Origin of the sequence: Flavobacterium nackdongense, from assembly GCF_004355225.1 — a bacterium.
In the GTDB taxonomy this organism is placed as follows: domain Bacteria; phylum Bacteroidota; class Bacteroidia; order Flavobacteriales; family Flavobacteriaceae; genus Flavobacterium; species Flavobacterium nackdongense.
Genome location: NZ_CP037933.1, coordinates 1264319 through 1282145 on the forward strand (window position 1 = coordinate 1264319; position 17827 = coordinate 1282145).

The window sequence follows — 17827 nt, forward strand, 5'->3', positions numbered from 1 at the left end:
AAAAGTAATGAACTTTGAAATAGTATCATGTATTATCAAAAATCTTTCTGCCTTAATGGGTAAAGATTTTAATCCGTCGTTAACTGCAAAAAAAGTAAAGTCACAGCGGCAGCCGTCATCACTAGAAGAGTAGTGAAACCAAAAAAGTTTGCAATTTTAGTATTTGTGAATCGCCCCATCACTTTTCTATTATTCGAAATATGAAGAATGACTGCAATTAGGACTGGGGCAGTAAGTCCATAAAGAATAGCAGTATAGATCAATGCCTTAACAGGCGAAAAACCGATATAATTTAGTGATAATCCCAAAAGTAAAGAAATTCCAATAATGGTATAAAATGCTTTGGCTTCGTGGAACTTTTTATCAAGCCCCTGCTCCCATCCAAAAGTTTCTGTTATAATGTAGGAAAGTGAACCACTCAAAACCGGAATAGCAATAAGTCCGGTACCAATTATTCCGACAGCAAAAAGAAGATAAGACAAATTCCCTGCCAATGGCTTCAAAGCAATTGCTGCTTGCTCTACTGTGTCAATCTGATGAATGCCTCCTGCATACAAAACCGTTCCTGTAGTCAAAATGATAAAATACATTACAAAACCAGAAAAAGTCATCCCAAAATCAACATCTTCATTTATTTCCTGAATAATCTTTTTGTTTACTATCAGATGTTTTTTGTTCTCTATTTTATTTCTTTCTTCTACTTCCATAGAGGCTTGCCAAAAAAAAAGATAGGGAGAAATCGTTGTTCCAAGAATACCAACGAGCACGCTCATAAATTCCTTGTCAAATTTTACCGTGGGAATTAAAGTGGACTGGAGAATTTGAATTAGGTCCTGCTTGTATAAAAAAGGCACAATGAAATATACCAACATCACGATGCAAAGGTATTTTAGTATTGCAGCAATTTTTTGATATGGGAGGTAAATAATAAAACCCAATAGAATTGCCGTGAACAAAACGCTAAAATAAGTTGAATCGATTGATGGAAATAATAGATTTCCAACCGCTCCCATTCCAGCAATATCCGCACCAATATTCAATACAATGGCCGGAAAACTGAATAAAAGCATAAGGTACAAAATCGGTCTAGGATAATTATTTTTTAACGCGCCCGTCAATCCGTGAGAAGTTACTAGACCAATTCTGGCGCACATTTGCTGAATAGCTGTCATTAACGGAAAGGCAATCAAGGCGGTCCATAAAGTCGAAAGCCCATAGGCAGCGCCAGCTTGCGAATAGGTAGCTATTCCTGATGGATCATCGTCACTCGCTCCAGTTACAAGCCCTGGTCCAAGAAGTTTCCAAAAACTCCCGAGTTTGTTTTTTAATTTTGCTTTATTATTCATCTATTGGATAATCAATATAGTAAAAACAACAAATCCCATTCAAGAATACTTGCTAATTTACGCATTTAAAAAGTCTTTATCGAATAAAAAGACTAAACATTTAAGTTTTTTTTAAAGTATTTATGATAAAAAAACAGAAAAACAAAACCACATGCAGAAGTAAATTTATTTTCATAATCTCTACGACAATTTCCAAAAACAACTTACTTTTACCTACTGTATTAACATTTGAATTAAACCATCGTGATTAAAGATCGAACTATACAAACAATTGCGGCCTTAAAAAATCATTCGTCTATCAATTATGGGATCAAGACAATGTCAGAAGCTTTTACTGAAAAACTGTTTTATACTCTTTTTGACTCCAATGCTTCGTTAGACGAGAGCATCGACGAACTTGAAAAATTATTTAAAGGCATTTCGAAAATTTCTTGTAAAAAACCTGACGCCTTGTGTGATGAAATTTGGAGGAAGTTCCTTGAGAAACTGCCTTTTGTTCTAGAAAAACTGAATCAAGACGCCATTTTTATTTTAGAAAATGACCCCGCTTCAAATAGTATTGAGGAAGTATATTTAGCGTACCCAGGATTTCATGCTATTGCCATTTATAGGCTCAGTCACGAATTATACTTACTAGACATGTTACTTTTTTCGAGATTGATGAGCGAGTATGCCCATCGGATAACCGGCACGGATATTCACGCAGGAGCAGAAATAGCTTCGCCATTTTTTATCGATCACGCTACAGGAATTGTTATCGGAGAAACCACGGTAATTGAAGAAAATGTAAAATTATACCAAGGGGTTACTTTAGGTGCATTAAGCGTGAGCAAAGACCTTAAAAGCACCAAAAGACATCCGACTGTCGAAAAAAATGTTTGCATTTATGCCAATGCTACCATTTTGGGAGGCGAGACAACCATTGGAAAAAATAGCATCATCGGAGGAAATACTTGGATTACAAAATCAATTCCAGCAAAATCTGTGGTGACAAATACCACTATAACCGAAGTAAAAATAAAAGAGCTAAAATAGAATGAATACCCAAGATATACTGAAACTCATTGGAAACACACCTTTAGTCGAAGCCCGAAATCTCGTTAAAAACAAGAATGTAAAACTCTTTTTTAAAATGGAAGGAAACAATCCAGGCGGAAGTGTAAAAGATCGACCTGCCTACAACATGATTGTATCTGCTTTAGAAAGAGGCGACTTGAAAAAAGGAGATAAACTTATTGAAGCGACGAGCGGAAACACCGGAATTGCCTTGGCGATGATTGCGCAATTGCTTAATATTGAAATCGAATTAATCCTTCCGGAAGATTCAACCAAAGAACGCACTCAAACGATGCGAGCTTATGGCGCCACCGTGATTTTGACTCCTGCGAAAGAAGGAATTATCGGCTCGAGAGATTTAGCCGATAAAAAAGTGGCTGAAGGAGGTTATTTCATGCTCAACCAATTTTCCAACGAAGACAATTGGAAAGCCCACTATAAAACTACTGGACCAGAAATTTGGAGAGATACTCAGGGAACCGTCACCCATTTTGTTTCGGCAATGGGAACTACGGGAACCATAATGGGAACTTCGACCTATTTAAAAGAAAAAAATCCTGAAATACAAATTGTAGGTGCACAACCTAGCGATGGTTCTCAAATTCCAGGAATCAGAAAGTGGCCTAAGGAATATTTACCAAAAATATTTGACGCTTCAAAAGTAGATACCATCATAGAAGTTACCGAGCAAGAAGCCCGTGCGATGACCAAAAGATTGGCACTAGAAGAAGGAGTTTTTGCGGGAATGAGCAGTGGTGGTTCTGTAACGGTCGCTTTGAAACTCGCCGAACAAATGGAGTCTGGTGTCATCGTAGCTATTATATGCGACCGAGGGGATCGCTACCTATCTTCGGATTTGTTTGATTGATATATGAAATATTTTCACTTAATAGTACTACTTTCACTATTTATGGCAGCAAAAGCAAATGCTCAAGATTGGGCCAATTTAAAAAAATACCAAAATGAAAATGCTGCTCTAAATCCTCTCGAACTTGGACAAAAAAGAACCGTATTTATGGGCGATTCCATTACCGAGTTCTGGTCGGTGCTGCATCCCGAGTTTTTTGTCGGAAAACCATACATTAACCGCGGCATTAGCGGACAAACCACTCCTCAAATGCTAATCCGCTTTCGCGCTGACGTAATTGCATTGAAACCCTCCTTAGTTATAATCATGGCTGGGACCAATGATATTGCTGGAAATACTGGTCCTTCGACTCTTGAAATGATAACCAACAATATTTTCTCGATGGCGGAATTGGCCAAAGCCAACAACATTAAAGTAATTTTATGCTCGATCCTACCCGCCTATGATTTTCCTTGGAAACAAGGCTCTTTTCCTGCCGAAAAAATTGCAAAACTAAATACTAGTATAAAAAAATATGCCGATGAAAATGAAATCCTTTATTTGGATTACTATTCAGCAATGGTAGATGAACGACAAGGATTGAAAGCCATTTATTCCGAAGATGGAGTGCATCCTAATAAAGCAGGATATGAGGTGATGGGACCGATTGTGGAAAAAGGGATAGAGAAAGTGTTGTCGAAAAAATAAACTTAACTGTAATTACTAATAAAAATGAACTACAGAAAACTAGGCAAAACCAATTTCAACATCTCCGAAATAGCCTTGGGAACTTGGCAAGTGGGCGGAAAATGGGGTTCACCCTTCAATGATAAAACCGCAGACGAATTGATTAATACGGCTATTGATAATGGCGTGAATTTCATTGATACTGCCGATGTGTATGAAAATGGTTTGAGCGAAACAGCCGTTGGTAGAGTCGTTCGTTCTCGTTCGGAACGTATTTATGTGGCCACCAAATGCGGTCGCCACATCAATCCACACGTGAATGAAGGCTACCAACCTAAGGTTTTACAAAAATTTGTGGAGGACAGTTTGAAAAGAACCGGTCTTGAAACTTTAGATTTAATCCAATTGCATTGTCCGCCAACTGAGGTCTATTATCGTCCCGAAATCTTCGAATTGTTTGACCGTTTGAAAGAACAAGGGAAAATTCAAAACTTGGGTGTAAGCGTAGAAAAAGTGGAAGAAGGACTGAAAGCCATTGAATATCCAAATGTAACCACGGTTCAAATCATTTTCAATCTGTTCCGTCAGCGACCATCCGAATTGTTTTTCAAGGAAGCCCAGAAAAAAGATATAGGTATCATTGCAAGAGTTCCATTGGCTAGCGGACTTCTGACTGGATTATTCGATTCCAAAACCACTTTTGGAGCGCAAGATCATCGAAATTTCAACCGAAACGGAGCCGCTTTCGACAAAGGAGAAACCTTCTCGGGAATCGATTATGAATTGGGTTTAAAAGCAGTCGAAGCCTTGAAAGCTTTATTTCCCGGAGTTCAAAATTTGGCGCCAATTGCCTTGCAATGGATTTTGAGTTTCAATGAAATCAGTTGTATTATTCCGGGAGCGTCAAAAGCCAGTCACGTAGAATCGAATTTATCGGTTTATGATTTACCTCCCTTGACAGCAGAGAAAATTGCTGCTATGAATGCAATTTACGAACAATTTATCAAGCCGCAAGTACATCAATTGTGGTAATTTATTGTAAAAAACTTTAACTCAAATTCGCAGATTATAAACATTGATTTAAAATCTGTGAATCTGCGGTTACAATAAAAACTAAAAATGTTCAATAAATCCAATTTCAAAGAATGGTTTGATCGGTATAAATATGCCGAAATCGCTGCTACATCGGCAGCCTTGGCAAGTTCGCAATTCAGCCGAATCTTTGATGGTTTGGTAACAGCGTATTTAATCACTTTTGCCGAATATTTTGCGTTTTATGGCGTCGTTGTATTTATGGCGTATCAAAAATTGATCAAAACCAATCGGTTATTGGGTAAAAAAACGTCTCTGAAAGAATTAGCTATCCTGACTCGAAATTTACTCTTAGAATTTGGCTATCCTGCCCTACTCGATTTCTTTTTCATTCGCCCGTTTTGTATGTATTGGATGCCCATTTTGACCGAAAATTATTTTATGGGAATCCTATTCGGGAAAATTTCGGCTGATTCCATTTTCTATGGTCTTGCCATACTTAATTATGAAATGATTAAGAGGAAACAAAAATAACTTGCACTTAATGAATACTTTAAAGCGTAAACCACATAGAAAAAAATTTAACTCGAAGGCGCTTCGCTTATCATAGAATTACTTTGTAAATCATTTCCTTGAAAATCTATGAGGTAAAAAAAACAATCATTCTTAGGTTGCTATAAAAGACTCATTTCTTTGATAAGTTATGGAGGAATAACAAGTTTTCAAAAATATTTCCGAATTTGAATTTATAAAACCATTCAAAGACTTATTTTTGCGCTATGGCAAAGAAAAATACAGACAAGATCGTTTTTGATCATATAAAAGTCCTTGATGCAGGTGCAAAAGGCGTATCGGTGGCAAAAGCCCCAGATGGAAAAGTAATTTTTATTCCCAATGTCGTTCCTGGCGACTTGGTCGATGTGCAAACTTTCAAAAAGCGCAAGGCTTATTATGAAGGAAAAGCGGTACGATTTCACGAATATTCCGAACACAGAATCGAACCTATTTGCGAACATTTTGGCGTGTGTGGCGGTTGCAAATGGCAAAATATGAAATACAGCCAACAATTGTTCTACAAACAAAACGAGGTTTTCAATCATTTGCAACGCATTGGAAAAATAGCACTTCCCGAGTTTGAACCGATTTTAGGTTCCGAAAAACAATTTTTCTACAGAAATAAAATGGAATTTTCGTTTTCGAACAGCCGTTGGTTGACCGAAAAAGAAATTGATAGCACCGAAGATTTAGGCAACCGAAATGCGCTAGGTTTCCATATTCCGAAGATGTGGGACAAGATTTTGGATATTAATAAATGCCATTTGCAGGAAGATCCATCAAATGCGATTCGCAACGAGATTCGGGCTTTCGCCAATGAAAATAATTTAACATTCTTCAACCCGAGAAACCACGAAGGTTTGTTGAGAACCTTGATGATGCGGACTGCTTCGACTGGAGAAATTATGGTTTTGATTCAGTTTTTCGAAAATGACAAAGCCAGTAGAGAATTAATTTTAGATCATATTTACGAAAAATTCCCGCAGATTACTTCGCTGCAATATGTGGTGAACAATAAAGCCAACGACACTTTATACGACCAAAACATTAAATTGTACAAAGGAAGAGATTACATTCTGGAAGAAATGGAAGGTTTGAAATTTAGCATTAATGCCAAATCATTTTACCAAACCAATTCCGACCAAGCCTACGAATTGTATAAAATTACACGAGATTTTGCTGGATTGACTGGTACAGAAACCGTTTATGATTTATATACCGGAACTGGAACCATTGCTCAATTCGTATCGAAAAAAGCCAAAAAAGTTATTGGTGTAGAAAGCGTTCCCGAAGCCATTATCGATGCCAAAGCCAACGCGGAACGCAACAATATTACTAATTGTGAATTTTATGTGGGTGATATGAAAGTAGTTTTCAACGAAAGTTTTATTGCACAACACGGAAAACCCGATGTGATTATCACGGATCCGCCGCGTGACGGAATGCACAAAGACGTGATCGAGCAAATTATGAAAATTGAACCAGAAAAAATCGTTTATGTAAGTTGCAACTCGGCGACACAAGCGAGAGATTTGGCTTTGATGGACGAAAAATACAAGGTAGCTCGCGTGCGACCCGTAGATATGTTTCCGCAAACGCATCACGTAGAAAATGTTGTACTTTTGGAGAGGAGATAATTCGAGATTGCAGATTTTAGTGAAAATTGAAATTAATTTTTGCCATTGAAATTGCCATTGCCATAGATTTTTAAAACTTATGAAAAAAATAGTTGCTCTATTACTAATAGTACTATTCACTTCCTCGAGCTGTGAAAAGGATGATATTTGCGATGCCAATACGCCCACAACGCCTCGTTTGGTGATTGATTTTTATAATATCACCACGCCATCGGTTAAGAAAAATGTAACCGATTTAAAAGTTATTGGAGAGGGAATGACCGAAGGTATTATTTTCAATGAAGGAAGTAGTGGTGAAGCGCAATATCTGGCTAATGGAAGCAGCATTTCAATTCCACTAAAAACTGATGCCAATAGCACTACCTACAGTTTTATTTTAAATTCTGGCAATCCAAACCCAACGCTGATTGACACGGACAAGGTTACCTTCAACTACACCAGAAATGATGTTTTTGTGTCGAGAGCCTGTGGTTTTAAAACCCTTTTTACTTTTGTACCCAACAACCCAATCCTCCATATCGCAGTACCAGCAACGAAAAGCAAATGGATGCAGTTTATAAATATTGAAAAAAGCAACATAGATAACGAAAATGAAACACATATTAAAGTATTTTTTTAGTTTTTGTCTATTGTTGTCAATGATAATGACAAATGCACAAGACACGATTCCCAGCAAAACGCAGCTCGAAAGAACGAAAATTGTTGGCGAAATTCCTAAAGCACCCAAACCAGCCACAAAAAAAACCACAAAAACGCCCAAGGCTGACACTATTGTGCCAGTTAAAAAAGACCGCTATGGCGTGCGTGTAGGAGTTGATTTATACAAACTGACTAGAGGTTTATACGATGAAAACTATAAAGGAATAGAGCTCGTTGGTGATTACCGGTTGACCAAAAAATATTTTTTAGCAGCTGAACTAGGAAGTGAAGATAAAACAACCGAAGATGACCGCTTGAATACAACCACCAAAGGAACCTACATCAAAGGCGGATTCGATTACAATGCCTACAACAATTGGCTCGATATGGAGAACATCATTTCTATAGGTTTGCGCGCTGGTTTTAGCGCATTTAGTCAAGAATTGAACAGCTACAAAATTTACAATCCTCATCCCTATTGGGGAGAAATGCCGCCGATTGCTTCCGGGGAAACTTTTAGTGGCCTCACTGCGGGTTGGATTGAAGTGGTTGCAGGCGTAAAAGTAAAAGTATACAATAATATATTTGTAGGCTTCAGCCTTCGATTGAACACACTTCTTTACGAAAAGAAACCCAGTGACAACTTCGAAAATTTATATATTCCGGGATTCAATAGAACTTATGATGGGAACTTTGGCGCTGGTTTCAACTACACAGTGACCTATTTTATTCCCCTGTATAAAAAGACTGTAAAACCAAAGGAAAACAGTAAAGGATAAAATTTCGTTAGTTTTATAATTCGTACATCGCATTTTGTACTTCGTAAATCGTACTTCGTAAATCGTACTTCCTGATTACCCGATTTCCTTAATTCCTTTAATAAAAATCCAAGACATAAAGAGTTTTTCGCCCTCTTTTGTTTTGGCAGCCTTGAATTGGGGAGCCAAAATAGTTCCTATCACAAAAGCTGTCAAAGAAACCCATATTCCCTCTAAATGGGTATAATTCCCAAGCAAAAATCGGAATAAAACAAATAATATTCCAAAACATCCCAGTTGGTATAAAAAAGCACGTACTTGTAATTTTGTCATATTAGCCCCCTAACCCCCGAAGGGGGAATCCTATTAGGGGTAAATAGGGTTTTATAAATTTAAAAAATAAATACTAATTAATATTTTCGGAAAAACTACTACATTCCCCCTTCGGGGGTTAGGGGGCTTTGAAACTTCGTTCTCTTACTACCTTCGTACATCTCATATTTTACCAATCTCGCTTCGATACTGGCGTTGAAAAGTTTGATTTTTCGAGAAGGTTTCAATCCAACGAATTTCAAAGCTTCGAGATTTCCGGTAATGAACCACGCATTGGTGCCGGGGTAATTTTTTTTCAAAGTATCGCCAATATTCTTGTAGAATTGCTCCATATGAATGTCCAATCGTTCATCATAAGGCGGATTGAACACGATGTGCAACTTGCCTTGCGACGTTTTCTCTGTGTCGAAAAAGTTACGTTCTTCGATGCTGATGTATTCCTCTAAATTGGCATTTCTAATATTGTCTTTGGCTTTCGCAACTGCCGATGGTGCTTTGTCATACCCTTTTATAGTGTAGTGAAATTCTCTAACTTTTTTCAGTAAGGAATCCATAATTTGGTCAAACAAATCGTTGTCCCAATCGTTCCATTTTTCGAAAGCAAATTCCTTACGGTTGATGTTGGCTGGAATATTACAAGCAATCATTGCCGCTTCTGCCAAGAAAGTTCCTGAACCACACATTGGATCCAAGAAATCGCTTTGACCCTCCCAACCCGAAAGCAAAAGGATTCCCGCTGCTAAAACTTCGTTGATAGGCGCAATATTCGTTGCTAACCGATATCCACGTTGGTGTAATGAATTTCCAGAAGTATCCAATGCTACCGAAACTTGGTCTTTGTCAATATGAATATTAATTCGCAAATCGGGATGAATTTTCTCGATGCTCGGACGTTGACCGGTTCTTTCTCTGAATTGATCGACGATGGCATCTTTACATTTTTGTGAAATAAACTCCGAATGATTAAAATAAGTGGAGTGCACGGTGGCATCAATCACAAAAGTCTGATTGGCACTGAGGTATTTCGACCAATTGACTCCCGAAATTCCTTTGTACAATGCTTGTTCGTTGGTCGCTTTAAAAGAATAGATGGGTTTCAATATTTTCAAAGCCGTTCTCAAAGATAAATTAGCTTTGTACATAAACCCTTTATCCCCTTTGAAACTCACCATCCGCACACCTTGCTCGACCTCTTGAGCGCCCAGCATTTTCAACTCGTTTGCCAATATTTCTTCAAAACCAAAAAAGGTTTTGGCAATCATTCTAAAATTATTTTCCATAGACGTATTACAATCCAATATTAAAATTCCAAATTCCAAACGATTTGAAAATTATTTTGGACAAAAATAGTCTAAATTTGCATTTTAATTGAAATTCAAATTAATAAATGTTAGATTCCTACCAACAACAAGGCAGCGATAGCGAACTGGCGAAGCAAACCACCAACGATAAACCATCTACCAAAAACTGGTTTGCCTCTTGGTTTGACACTCCCTATTATCATATTCTTTATAAAGAAAGAAACTATAGAGAAGCTCAGATTTTTATGGACAATTTGACCCATTATCTCAATCTTCCAGAGAAAGCGAAAGTACTCGATTTAGCTTGTGGCAAAGGACGACATTCCATCTATTTGAATCAATTGGGGTATGAAGTTGTGGGTGCTGATTTGTCTGAAAACAGTATAGCCGAAGCCAGCAAAAACCAAAATAAAACGCTACAATTCCAAGTTCACGATATGCGCGATGTTTTTGAGGATAAATTTGATGCTATTTTCAATTTGTTTACTAGTTTTGGTTATTTCGAAAATGACGACGACAACCTGACCACGCTCAAGGCGATGAAGGCGAGTTTGACCGAACACGGTTTTGCTGTCATAGACTTTATGAATGTGAATCAAGTGATTAATACTATTGTTCCTGAAGAAATAAAAACGGTCGATGGAATTGACTTTCACATCAAACGATATCTGAGCGAGGGGCATATTTATAAAGAAATCGATTTTGAAGATCAAGGCGAAAAATTCCATTTTACCGAGAAAGTGAAAGCCTTAACACTAAAGGATTTCGAAGAAATGATGGAAGAAGCCGGAATTTTCCTTTTGGATATTTTTGGAGATTACAAACTCAAAAAATTTCATAAAACCGATAGCGAACGATTGATAATGATATTCAAGTAAGAATTTAAAAGCTAGAAGTTAAATTAATTTTATGAGTTCAGATATCGAATCAAATACTTTGGAAAACTATAGATTATTATCGCTAATAGATAATTGGTTGGAAACTGGTAATTCTGGAAATTCATATGAAAATGTAGTTTTAGAATTATTAAATGGAAATTCACATTTATTTATTGAAGCCGTCAAAAGTGTTGGAATTGAAGAGGGTAATTCAATAGGTGGTAAAGATTCTAAATTGACTTTTGGCATTTATGAAATTGAAAATAAAAAATATCTTGGAGCATTTACCGATTTAAAATTATTAGAAGATTGGTTAAAAAAAACAAGTCGCTATGTAAAACTTGAATCAAAAACACTTTTCAAAATGGCAGATGAAATTGATGTTGATGGAATTGTCATCAATACAAGTTATAGAAATATGTTTGTTGTTTTAAGAAACAAAAAATAATACCAAATGAATTACCTTTTACCTTTATTTTCTGTACTTCTCGGTTATGGAATCGCTTTGTTTTTGAAACCAAAAAGTAAAACGAACCTAAAATTATTGCTCGCGTTTAGCGGTTCTTTTTTATTGTCTCTAACGGTGATTCATTTGCTACCAGACGTTTACGAAAGCCATAATCATAATATTGGCCTTTTTATAATGGGAGGGATTTTGTTTCAAATTGTCTTAGAATTTTTCTCGAAAGGTGCCGAACACGGTCACGTTCACGGTCACGAAACGATGTCTCATATTCCTTGGTTGCTTTTTACCAGCCTTTGTATTCACGCTTTTTTAGAAGGATTTCCTGTGAGCCACCATCACAATTTAGCCATTGGAATCGCCATTCATCATTTGCCCATTGCTGTGATTTTAACTACTTTTTTTATCAATTCAAGTTTAAATAAAAAAGCCATTTTTGCTTTTATGATTACTTTTGCGGTTATGACGCCGTTGGGAACGATCTTGTCGGAATATTTACCGATACTAAACGAGTATTACATCGAAATAACCGCAGTGGTTATTGGAATATTATTCCATATTTCGTCGACCATTATTTTCGAAAGCAGCGAAGGTCATAAATTTAATGTTGCCAAGGTTTCGATGATTATCTTTGGTGTAATGCTAGCGTATTTTATATAATTTTTAAAAAAATAGTGATGAAAATTAATTTATCAATACTGATTTTAGGCGTAATTCTGTGGTCCAATTCTATTTTGGCTCAAAAAAAGAACATTCCTTTCAATCATCCGAAAATTAAGTACGAGGGAAGAATCGCTTTCAAAGATAGCGCCGCCTGCATCAATTGGTCAGGCTCCTCGATCAGCCTGAATTTTAAGGGTTCTGAAATTTCCGCCATTCTGAAAGATGCGGATACCGCCAATTACTACAATGTGATTTTAGACGATTCAGTAATTTCAAAAATTCAACTTGATACGGTAAAGCGAAACTACGTTCTTGCCTCGGGTTTGAGCGAGGGAAAACACAAAATTCAACTGTACAAAAGAACCGAATGGGGAAAGGGACAAACTTTTTTTTATGGTTTTGTAACCAATGAAAATGATAAAATTGTATCTCCATCGAAGCCGAAAAAAAAGAAACTGGAGTTTTATGGTGATTCCATTAGCTGCGGATATGGCAACGAAGTTCTAAACGGACAAGACTCTGGAACCGGGCATTTCGAAAACCATTATTTAACCTATGGTGCAATTACAGCGCGACATTTCGATGCACAATTTCACTGTATCGCCACAAGTGGTATCGGAATTACGATAAGTTGGTTTCCTACAATCATGTCAGACACTTATGACTTGACAGATCCCCACGACAAAAATACGAAATGGGATTTTGACCAATACTCACCTGATGTTGTGGTAATTAATCTTTTCCAAAATGATTCCTGGCTTGTCAATATGCCCAAACATGAACAGTTTAAGAATAGATTTGGCTCCGAAAAACCTAAAGAAGATTTTATAATTAAGGCGTACGAGAACTTTGTAAAAACAATTAGAGCGAAATATCCTAAAGCCTCTATTATTTGTGCTCTAGGCAATATGGATGCCACAAAAGTAGGTTCGAACTGGCCAAATTATATTGTAAAAGCAGTCGAAAATTTGAATGACAAAAAAATATACACCCATTTTTTTGAGTATAAAAATACTCCGGGTCACCCCAAAGTCAATGAACAAAGCGCAATGGCAGATAGTTTGATTGCTTTCATAAACCAAAAAATTAAATGGTAAAACAGTTTAAAGTTTAAAAAATCTAAAATGACCTTTACAAAAACCACCGAACAATCCTCGAAATACGAACATTTAGAAAAAATGTCGGTTTCTGAATTATTAGCTAATATCAACAACGAGGACAAAACCGTGCCTCTTGCTGTAGAAAAAGCCTTGCCGCAAATCGAACCTTTAGTTTCTGAAATCGTTGCCAAAATGAAATTGGGCGGCCGATTATTCTATATTGGAGCAGGAACTTCAGGACGTTTAGGAATCCTAGATGCCTCCGAATGCCCTCCTACTTATGGCGTTCCCGCGGAGCTCGTCAACGGAATTATTGCTGGTGGCGACAAAGCCATTCGCAAAGCCGTAGAAAATGCCGAAGACGATGCCAACCAAGCTTGGATAGATTTACAAGAACACAATATCAACCAAAATGATGTCGTAGTCGGAATTGCCGCTTCAGGGACCACACCCTATGTCATTGGCGGATTGAAAATGTGCAATGCAAATAATATCGCAACCGGAAGTATTTCGTGTAATGCAGGAAGCCCGCTTTCGCAAACGGCAAAATTTCCTATTGAAGTAATTGTTGGGCCAGAATTTGTCACCGGAAGTTCCAGAATGAAAGCTGGAACCGCGCAAAAATTGGTATTGAATATGATTTCGACCTCAGCGATGATTCAATTGGGGAAAGTGAAAGGCAACAAAATGGTCGATATGCAATTAAGTAATAGCAAATTGGTGGATCGCGGCGTAAAAATGATAATGGCAGAAATTCCTGTATCTTACGAAAAAGCTTCTGAATTATTGGAAAAATATGGTAGTGTTCGGAAAGCAGTGGATCATTTTGAAAAATAATAAAAATGGAAAATACAATTGAATACATTGCTAACAATCAACACTTTGTATTACAATTACTTTTTGGTTTCATCATTTTAATTATTGGAATACTATTTAATAATAAAATAAATAAAATTAAAGAAAACGGAATTTGTACTGATGGAGAAGTTATTGATTTCATGAAAGAAAGTAACTATACAGAGGATAGTATAAACAAATATTATTATTATCCAGTTATAAGATTTAAGGACAAGAAAGGGAATATTTTAGTAAGAAAGTCTGAAATTGGAACATCAATTAAATCAACAAAAACTTTACCATACATCACAAAAATATATTACAAACAAAATGAATCTGAAATAGAAGTAATAGTTGAAAATAAAATTATGGAAAATTTATCTGCAATTGTTATTATTATTGGGTTAGCAATTATTATATTTTACACGTATAATTTTTTAAATTTTAAAATCTAAATGTCAACCAACAAAGAATTATTATCGAAGGGAATTAAAAAATTAGCTTGGGCTTTGCCTTTGCTTTTTATTGGACCCTCTGTGATTTACAATGCATTTATCAACAAGGAAAATGTATGGCATTATTTGGTTTTAGGAATTGGAATTGCGGTTTGTTTGGGTGCGGTGTATTTGGCTTTTGCTGGACTGAGACTATTGATGCGAAGTTTATTTAACGATTAATTTGTACATTTACTAAAAATTAGAATTATGGATATTCAAGCCGAAATAAATTGGATACATCAAGAAATCGACAAAGTTAAAGACCCAACTTTTGTTGAAAAATTAAAACGTCTATTGCTTTCTACAAATTCAACAGTTTCTGAAACTACTAATGTTGATTACAATATTGATATTGAAAAGGCCTTAGAAAGTATTAAAAATGGCCATTTTCACTCTGAAGCAGAAGCAAGGGAAATTTCAAGAAAATGGGGACGAAAATAATTTGGGCTTCGGATGCATTGCAACAATTAGAAGACATTCATTTTTACATTCTTTTTGAAAGTAAATCCATTCAGATAGCTGACAAAGTGATTGACAAAATTTTTGAAAGCACTGAAATTCTAAAAACCAGTCCAGAAATCTATAAATTGGACGCTAAAAAAGAAGAGCAATGACGGTCGTTTCAGAGCATATTTTGTCTATGATTATATGATTTCATACCAAATTACCACAGATTACATTCAGATTCTTCGAGTTAGACACACAGCACTGAAACCAAAAAAATTTTAATGGAAAATCTACTGTACACGAATCATACCTTTGAAAAACTAGCTTTTATTGACCAAAGAGTCAACAATCGGGAGTTTGAAGATTGCGTTTTCAAGAACTGTGATTTCTCGAATAGTGATTTTTCGAACAACACTTTTATGGATTGCCAGTTTATCGATTGTAACTTATCGATGACACAATTGGTCGGGACGAGTTTGAAAACGGTTGATTTTAAAAATTGTAAATTAATGGGAATTCAATTCCACACTTGCACGGATTTCCTATTCAATGTGCGTTTTCAGGATTGCGTTTTGGATTATTCGTCTTTTGCCAACAAGAAAATGCCGAAAACCAAGTTCTACGCTTGTTCGATGAAAGAGGTTTCGTTTATAGGAACGAATCTCACCAATGCAAGTTTCGAAAATTGTAATTTGGACAATGCTATTTTCAATGATACCCAATTGGCCGGAGCTGATTTTAGAAAAGCGTACCATTATAAAATCGATCCTGAATTCAATCCGATGAAAAAGGCCCAGTTTTCGACACAAGGCATTGTTGGACTTTTGGATAAATATGATATTAAAATAGAGTGATATGGAAGTGAACAACTCCTATTTAGAAAGCGTAAAAAAGCAATTTCTCTATTATAAAACGTTGGGAGAAAAAGCGATGGATCAACTCGAACCAGAACAACTTTTTGTTTCGATAAACGAAGACACCAATAGCATTGCCACAATTGTGAAGCATCTTTCGGGAAATATGCTTTCGCGTTGGACTAATTTTCTAAATACGGATGGTGAGAAAGAATGGAGAAATCGTGACGCTGAATTTGTTGACACCAACAAAACAAAAGACGAATTATTGGCAACTTGGAACAAAGGTTGGGATTGCTTTTTGGATGCTTTGAATGGATTAAAATCCGAACAACTTTCTACTATTATTTATATCCGAAATGAGGGACATACCGTAATTGAAGCAATAAATCGCCAATTGGCCCATTATCCCTATCATATTGGACAAATTGTCTTCTATGCCAAAATGTTGAAGAAAAGCGAATGGACAAGCTTGTCTATTCCAAAAAACAAATCGAATAGTTACAACTCAGAAAAATTTTCTAAAGAAAAAAGTATTCAGCATTTTACCGACGAAGAGTTGAATAAATTAAAATAACAAACCTTATGGTTTCGAAACCTAAGGTTTCATAAAATTAACAAATGAAAAAAATAATCTTCCTACTCCCACTATTGGTGTTAATGTCATGCTACAATGCTGAACACAATTGTAAAGATTTTAAAACTGGAAAATTCAAATTTGAATATGAAGTGGATGGTGTCAAAAAAACTACGTTTTTTGAACGCAAAGATAACATCGAAATTGAAACATTTGAGGGCAAAACCGACAGTTCAAGCATTCGATGGGTAAACGATTGTGAATACATTTTGCAAAAAATTCACCCAAAGAATATGGCAGAAGAAAAGGCAATTTCGATGAAAATTTTGAGCACCTCAAAAAATTCATATACTTTTGAATTCGGGATCGTAGGAAGCGACCAAAAACAGCGGGGAACTGTGGAGAAGTTGGAAGATTGAAGTTGGAAGTTGGAAGTTGGAAGTTGGAAGATGGGAGATGGAAGATGGGAGATTGAAGTTGGAAGTTGGGAGATGGAAGATGGGAGTAGCACTGCATAAAAATTAAAACTTATAAATAAAAAAAATGGAAGTATTTTTAAATCCAGATGCTTGGATAGCGCTGTTAACATTGACTTTTCTGGAAATCATTCTGGGTATTGACAATATCATTTTCATATCGATTGTAACAGGAAAATTGCCTCCCGAAAAGAGAAAACGTGCCACAAAAATTGGAATGTTTTTGGCTATGTTTATGCGAATTGCCCTCTTGTTTGGCATTAGTTTCTTGATCCAAATGAAAAAACCTTGGTTTTTTATTGATTTCAGCTGGTTTTCGGCTGGAGTGACCGGACAAAGCCTTATCCTTTTGCTAGGTGGATTGTTTTTAATTTATAAAAGTACCAAGGAAATCCACGAAAAGGTGGATGTAAAAGGCGAAGAAGAAAAGGAAATCAAAAAAACGGCTGCAAAATCTTTTCAGGGTGTACTACTGCAAATTATTATGATCGATTTAGTTTTTTCGTTTGATAGTATTCTCACCGCGGTTGGGATGACCAACGGAGTCGAAGGTGCGCTTTATATTATGGTTGCGGCAGTTATTATTTCGGTTTTAATTATGATGCAATTTGCTGTCCCTGTTGGCGCGTTTGTCAACAAACATCCATCGATTCAAATTCTGGGATTGTCCTTTTTAATTCTTATAGGCTTTATGCTCATCACCGAAAGCGCTCATTTATCGAATGCCCTAGTTTTTGGTAGTCACGTGACTCCAGTGCAAAAAGGATACTTGTATTTTGCGATTTCATTTTCACTACTTGTTGAAGTTTTGAATATGAAAGTCGATAAAAAAAAGAAACAATAG

General features: G+C 36.2%; 24 protein-coding genes. 21 read left to right on the top strand and 3 right to left on the bottom strand.

What is annotated here, in order from left to right; all coding sequences use genetic code 11:
• Nucleotides 1–68 precede the first annotated feature (68 nt).
• Entirely contained in the window at nt 69–1346 is a 1278-nt protein-coding gene (locus tag E1750_RS05075) for an NRAMP family divalent metal transporter (RefSeq protein ID WP_133275730.1), read from the bottom strand.
• Between the two features lie 243 nt (nt 1347–1589).
• Here E1750_RS05075 and epsC point away from each other — a divergent pair, with 243 nt between their 5' ends.
• From epsC to E1750_RS05115, 8 genes are all read left to right on the top strand, one after another.
• Nucleotides 1590–2381, top strand: a complete 792-nt coding sequence (epsC, locus tag E1750_RS05080) for a serine O-acetyltransferase EpsC (RefSeq protein ID WP_133275731.1) — start codon at nt 1590–1592, stop codon at nt 2379–2381.
• Nucleotide 2382: 1 nt separating this feature from the next.
• Entirely contained in the window at nt 2383–3270 is an 888-nt protein-coding gene (cysM, locus tag E1750_RS05085) for a cysteine synthase CysM (RefSeq protein ID WP_133275732.1), read from the top strand.
• A gap of 42 nt (nt 3271–3312) precedes the next feature.
• Nucleotides 3313–3957 carry an SGNH/GDSL hydrolase family protein gene (locus E1750_RS05090; protein WP_133275733.1) on the top strand — a complete coding sequence of 215 codons (645 nt, stop codon included), beginning with the start codon at nt 3313–3315 and terminating at the stop codon, nt 3955–3957.
• Nucleotides 3958–3981: 24 nt separating this feature from the next.
• Nucleotides 3982–4968 carry an aldo/keto reductase gene (locus E1750_RS05095; protein ID WP_133275734.1) on the top strand — a complete coding sequence of 329 codons (987 nt, stop codon included), beginning with the start codon at nt 3982–3984 and terminating at the stop codon, nt 4966–4968.
• 87 nt (nt 4969–5055) lie between these two features.
• A complete protein-coding gene (locus E1750_RS05100) occupies nt 5056–5502 on the top strand; it encodes a hypothetical protein (RefSeq protein ID WP_133275735.1) in 447 nt (148 codons plus the stop codon).
• Nucleotides 5503–5747: 245 nt separating this feature from the next.
• The gene (rlmD, locus tag E1750_RS05105) at nt 5748–7160 is read left to right on the top strand and encodes a 23S rRNA (uracil(1939)-C(5))-methyltransferase RlmD (RefSeq protein WP_133275736.1); all 1413 of its coding nucleotides are present in this window, start codon (nt 5748–5750) and stop codon (nt 7158–7160) included.
• A gap of 79 nt (nt 7161–7239) precedes the next feature.
• Entirely contained in the window at nt 7240–7779 is a 540-nt protein-coding gene (locus tag E1750_RS05110) for a DUF6452 family protein (RefSeq protein ID WP_133275737.1), read from the top strand.
• Entirely contained in the window at nt 7751–8578 is an 828-nt protein-coding gene (locus tag E1750_RS05115; RefSeq protein ID WP_133275738.1) for a DUF6048 family protein, read from the top strand. Before E1750_RS05110 ends, E1750_RS05115 begins: the two co-directional genes overlap by 29 nt.
• 75 nt (nt 8579–8653) lie before the next feature.
• Here the strand turns inward: E1750_RS05115 and E1750_RS05120 are convergent, their stop codons facing one another.
• Nucleotides 8654–8890 (bottom strand): hypothetical protein, encoded by a 237-nt coding sequence (locus tag E1750_RS05120; protein ID WP_133275739.1) that lies wholly within the window; start codon nt 8888–8890, stop codon nt 8654–8656.
• Between the two features lie 98 nt (nt 8891–8988).
• A complete protein-coding gene (locus tag E1750_RS05125; protein ID WP_133275740.1) occupies nt 8989–10170 on the bottom strand; it encodes a THUMP domain-containing class I SAM-dependent RNA methyltransferase in 1182 nt (393 codons plus the stop codon).
• A gap of 107 nt (nt 10171–10277) precedes the next feature.
• On the opposite strand from E1750_RS05125, the gene E1750_RS05130 reads away from it, so the two are divergent.
• From E1750_RS05130 to E1750_RS05190, 13 genes are all read left to right on the top strand, one after another.
• A complete protein-coding gene (locus E1750_RS05130) occupies nt 10278–11069 on the top strand; it encodes a class I SAM-dependent methyltransferase (RefSeq protein ID WP_133275741.1) in 792 nt (263 codons plus the stop codon).
• 31 nt (nt 11070–11100) lie between these two features.
• Nucleotides 11101–11517: an SseB family protein gene (locus E1750_RS05135; protein ID WP_133275742.1), complete on the top strand. Its 417-nt coding sequence runs from the start codon at nt 11101–11103 to the stop codon at nt 11515–11517.
• A 6-nt stretch (nt 11518–11523) separates the two neighbouring features.
• Nucleotides 11524–12192: a ZIP family metal transporter gene (locus E1750_RS05140; protein WP_133275743.1), complete on the top strand. Its 669-nt coding sequence runs from the start codon at nt 11524–11526 to the stop codon at nt 12190–12192.
• 17 nt (nt 12193–12209) lie between these two features.
• Nucleotides 12210–13292: an SGNH/GDSL hydrolase family protein gene (locus E1750_RS05145; RefSeq protein WP_133275744.1), complete on the top strand. Its 1083-nt coding sequence runs from the start codon at nt 12210–12212 to the stop codon at nt 13290–13292.
• Nucleotides 13293–13319: 27 nt separating this feature from the next.
• A complete protein-coding gene (gene murQ, locus E1750_RS05150; RefSeq protein WP_133275745.1) occupies nt 13320–14132 on the top strand; it encodes an N-acetylmuramic acid 6-phosphate etherase in 813 nt (270 codons plus the stop codon).
• A 5-nt stretch (nt 14133–14137) separates the two neighbouring features.
• The gene (locus E1750_RS05155) at nt 14138–14587 is read left to right on the top strand and encodes a hypothetical protein (RefSeq protein ID WP_133275746.1); all 450 of its coding nucleotides are present in this window, start codon (nt 14138–14140) and stop codon (nt 14585–14587) included.
• On the top strand, nt 14588–14809 hold the full coding sequence (locus E1750_RS05160; protein ID WP_133275747.1) for a DUF6095 family protein: 222 nt from the start codon (nt 14588–14590) through the stop codon (nt 14807–14809). It abuts the gene before it with no gap.
• A gap of 27 nt (nt 14810–14836) precedes the next feature.
• Complete coding sequence (locus E1750_RS05165; protein ID WP_133275748.1) at nt 14837–15070, top strand: hypothetical protein; 234 nt, start codon at nt 14837–14839, stop codon at nt 15068–15070.
• Nucleotides 15055–15243 carry a type II toxin-antitoxin system RelE/ParE family toxin gene (locus E1750_RS17905; RefSeq protein WP_227873964.1) on the top strand — a complete coding sequence of 63 codons (189 nt, stop codon included), beginning with the start codon at nt 15055–15057 and terminating at the stop codon, nt 15241–15243. The genes E1750_RS05165 and E1750_RS17905 overlap by 16 nt, the downstream gene beginning before the upstream one ends.
• Before the next feature lie 114 nt (nt 15244–15357).
• Nucleotides 15358–15930: a pentapeptide repeat-containing protein gene (locus tag E1750_RS05175; RefSeq protein WP_133275749.1), complete on the top strand. Its 573-nt coding sequence runs from the start codon at nt 15358–15360 to the stop codon at nt 15928–15930.
• Nucleotide 15931: 1 nt separating this feature from the next.
• The gene (locus tag E1750_RS05180) at nt 15932–16507 is read left to right on the top strand and encodes a DUF1572 family protein (protein WP_133275750.1); all 576 of its coding nucleotides are present in this window, start codon (nt 15932–15934) and stop codon (nt 16505–16507) included.
• Between the two features lie 44 nt (nt 16508–16551).
• The gene (locus E1750_RS05185) at nt 16552–16926 is read left to right on the top strand and encodes a DNA topoisomerase IV (protein ID WP_133275751.1); all 375 of its coding nucleotides are present in this window, start codon (nt 16552–16554) and stop codon (nt 16924–16926) included.
• A 124-nt stretch (nt 16927–17050) separates the two neighbouring features.
• On the top strand, nt 17051–17827 hold the full coding sequence (locus tag E1750_RS05190) for a TerC family protein (RefSeq protein WP_133275752.1): 777 nt from the start codon (nt 17051–17053) through the stop codon (nt 17825–17827).

Excerpts from the sequence above, each read along its gene's own strand:
- E1750_RS05185 (WP_133275751.1), top strand. The coding sequence starts at position 16,552 with ATGAAAAAAATAATCTTCCTACTCCCACTATTGGTGTTAATGTCATGC.
- murQ (WP_133275745.1), top strand. The coding sequence starts at position 13,320 with ATGACCTTTACAAAAACCACCGAACAATCCTCGAAATACGAACATTTA.
- E1750_RS05075 (WP_133275730.1), bottom strand. The coding sequence starts at position 1,346 with ATGAATAATAAAGCAAAATTAAAAAACAAACTCGGGAGTTTTTGGAAA.
- E1750_RS05120 (WP_133275739.1), bottom strand. The coding sequence starts at position 8,890 with ATGACAAAATTACAAGTACGTGCTTTTTTATACCAACTGGGATGTTTT.
- E1750_RS05115 (WP_133275738.1), top strand. The coding sequence starts at position 7,751 with ATGAAACACATATTAAAGTATTTTTTTAGTTTTTGTCTATTGTTGTCA.
- E1750_RS17905 (WP_227873964.1), top strand. The coding sequence starts at position 15,055 with ATGGGGACGAAAATAATTTGGGCTTCGGATGCATTGCAACAATTAGAA.
- E1750_RS05130 (WP_133275741.1), top strand. The coding sequence starts at position 10,278 with ATGTTAGATTCCTACCAACAACAAGGCAGCGATAGCGAACTGGCGAAG.
- E1750_RS05190 (WP_133275752.1), top strand. The coding sequence starts at position 17,051 with ATGGAAGTATTTTTAAATCCAGATGCTTGGATAGCGCTGTTAACATTG.
- E1750_RS05145 (WP_133275744.1), top strand. The coding sequence starts at position 12,210 with ATGAAAATTAATTTATCAATACTGATTTTAGGCGTAATTCTGTGGTCC.
- E1750_RS05110 (WP_133275737.1), top strand. The coding sequence starts at position 7,240 with ATGAAAAAAATAGTTGCTCTATTACTAATAGTACTATTCACTTCCTCG.
- E1750_RS05140 (WP_133275743.1), top strand. The coding sequence starts at position 11,524 with ATGAATTACCTTTTACCTTTATTTTCTGTACTTCTCGGTTATGGAATC.
- E1750_RS05165 (WP_133275748.1), top strand. The coding sequence starts at position 14,837 with ATGGATATTCAAGCCGAAATAAATTGGATACATCAAGAAATCGACAAA.
- E1750_RS05155 (WP_133275746.1), top strand. The coding sequence starts at position 14,138 with ATGGAAAATACAATTGAATACATTGCTAACAATCAACACTTTGTATTA.
- E1750_RS05100 (WP_133275735.1), top strand. The coding sequence starts at position 5,056 with ATGTTCAATAAATCCAATTTCAAAGAATGGTTTGATCGGTATAAATAT.
- E1750_RS05160 (WP_133275747.1), top strand. The coding sequence starts at position 14,588 with ATGTCAACCAACAAAGAATTATTATCGAAGGGAATTAAAAAATTAGCT.
- cysM (WP_133275732.1), top strand. The coding sequence starts at position 2,383 with ATGAATACCCAAGATATACTGAAACTCATTGGAAACACACCTTTAGTC.
- rlmD (WP_133275736.1), top strand. The coding sequence starts at position 5,748 with ATGGCAAAGAAAAATACAGACAAGATCGTTTTTGATCATATAAAAGTC.
- E1750_RS05090 (WP_133275733.1), top strand. The coding sequence starts at position 3,313 with ATGGCAGCAAAAGCAAATGCTCAAGATTGGGCCAATTTAAAAAAATAC.
- E1750_RS05095 (WP_133275734.1), top strand. The coding sequence starts at position 3,982 with ATGAACTACAGAAAACTAGGCAAAACCAATTTCAACATCTCCGAAATA.
- E1750_RS05135 (WP_133275742.1), top strand. The coding sequence starts at position 11,101 with ATGAGTTCAGATATCGAATCAAATACTTTGGAAAACTATAGATTATTA.
- E1750_RS05125 (WP_133275740.1), bottom strand. The coding sequence starts at position 10,170 with ATGGAAAATAATTTTAGAATGATTGCCAAAACCTTTTTTGGTTTTGAA.
- E1750_RS05175 (WP_133275749.1), top strand. The coding sequence starts at position 15,358 with ATGGAAAATCTACTGTACACGAATCATACCTTTGAAAAACTAGCTTTT.
- E1750_RS05180 (WP_133275750.1), top strand. The coding sequence starts at position 15,932 with ATGGAAGTGAACAACTCCTATTTAGAAAGCGTAAAAAAGCAATTTCTC.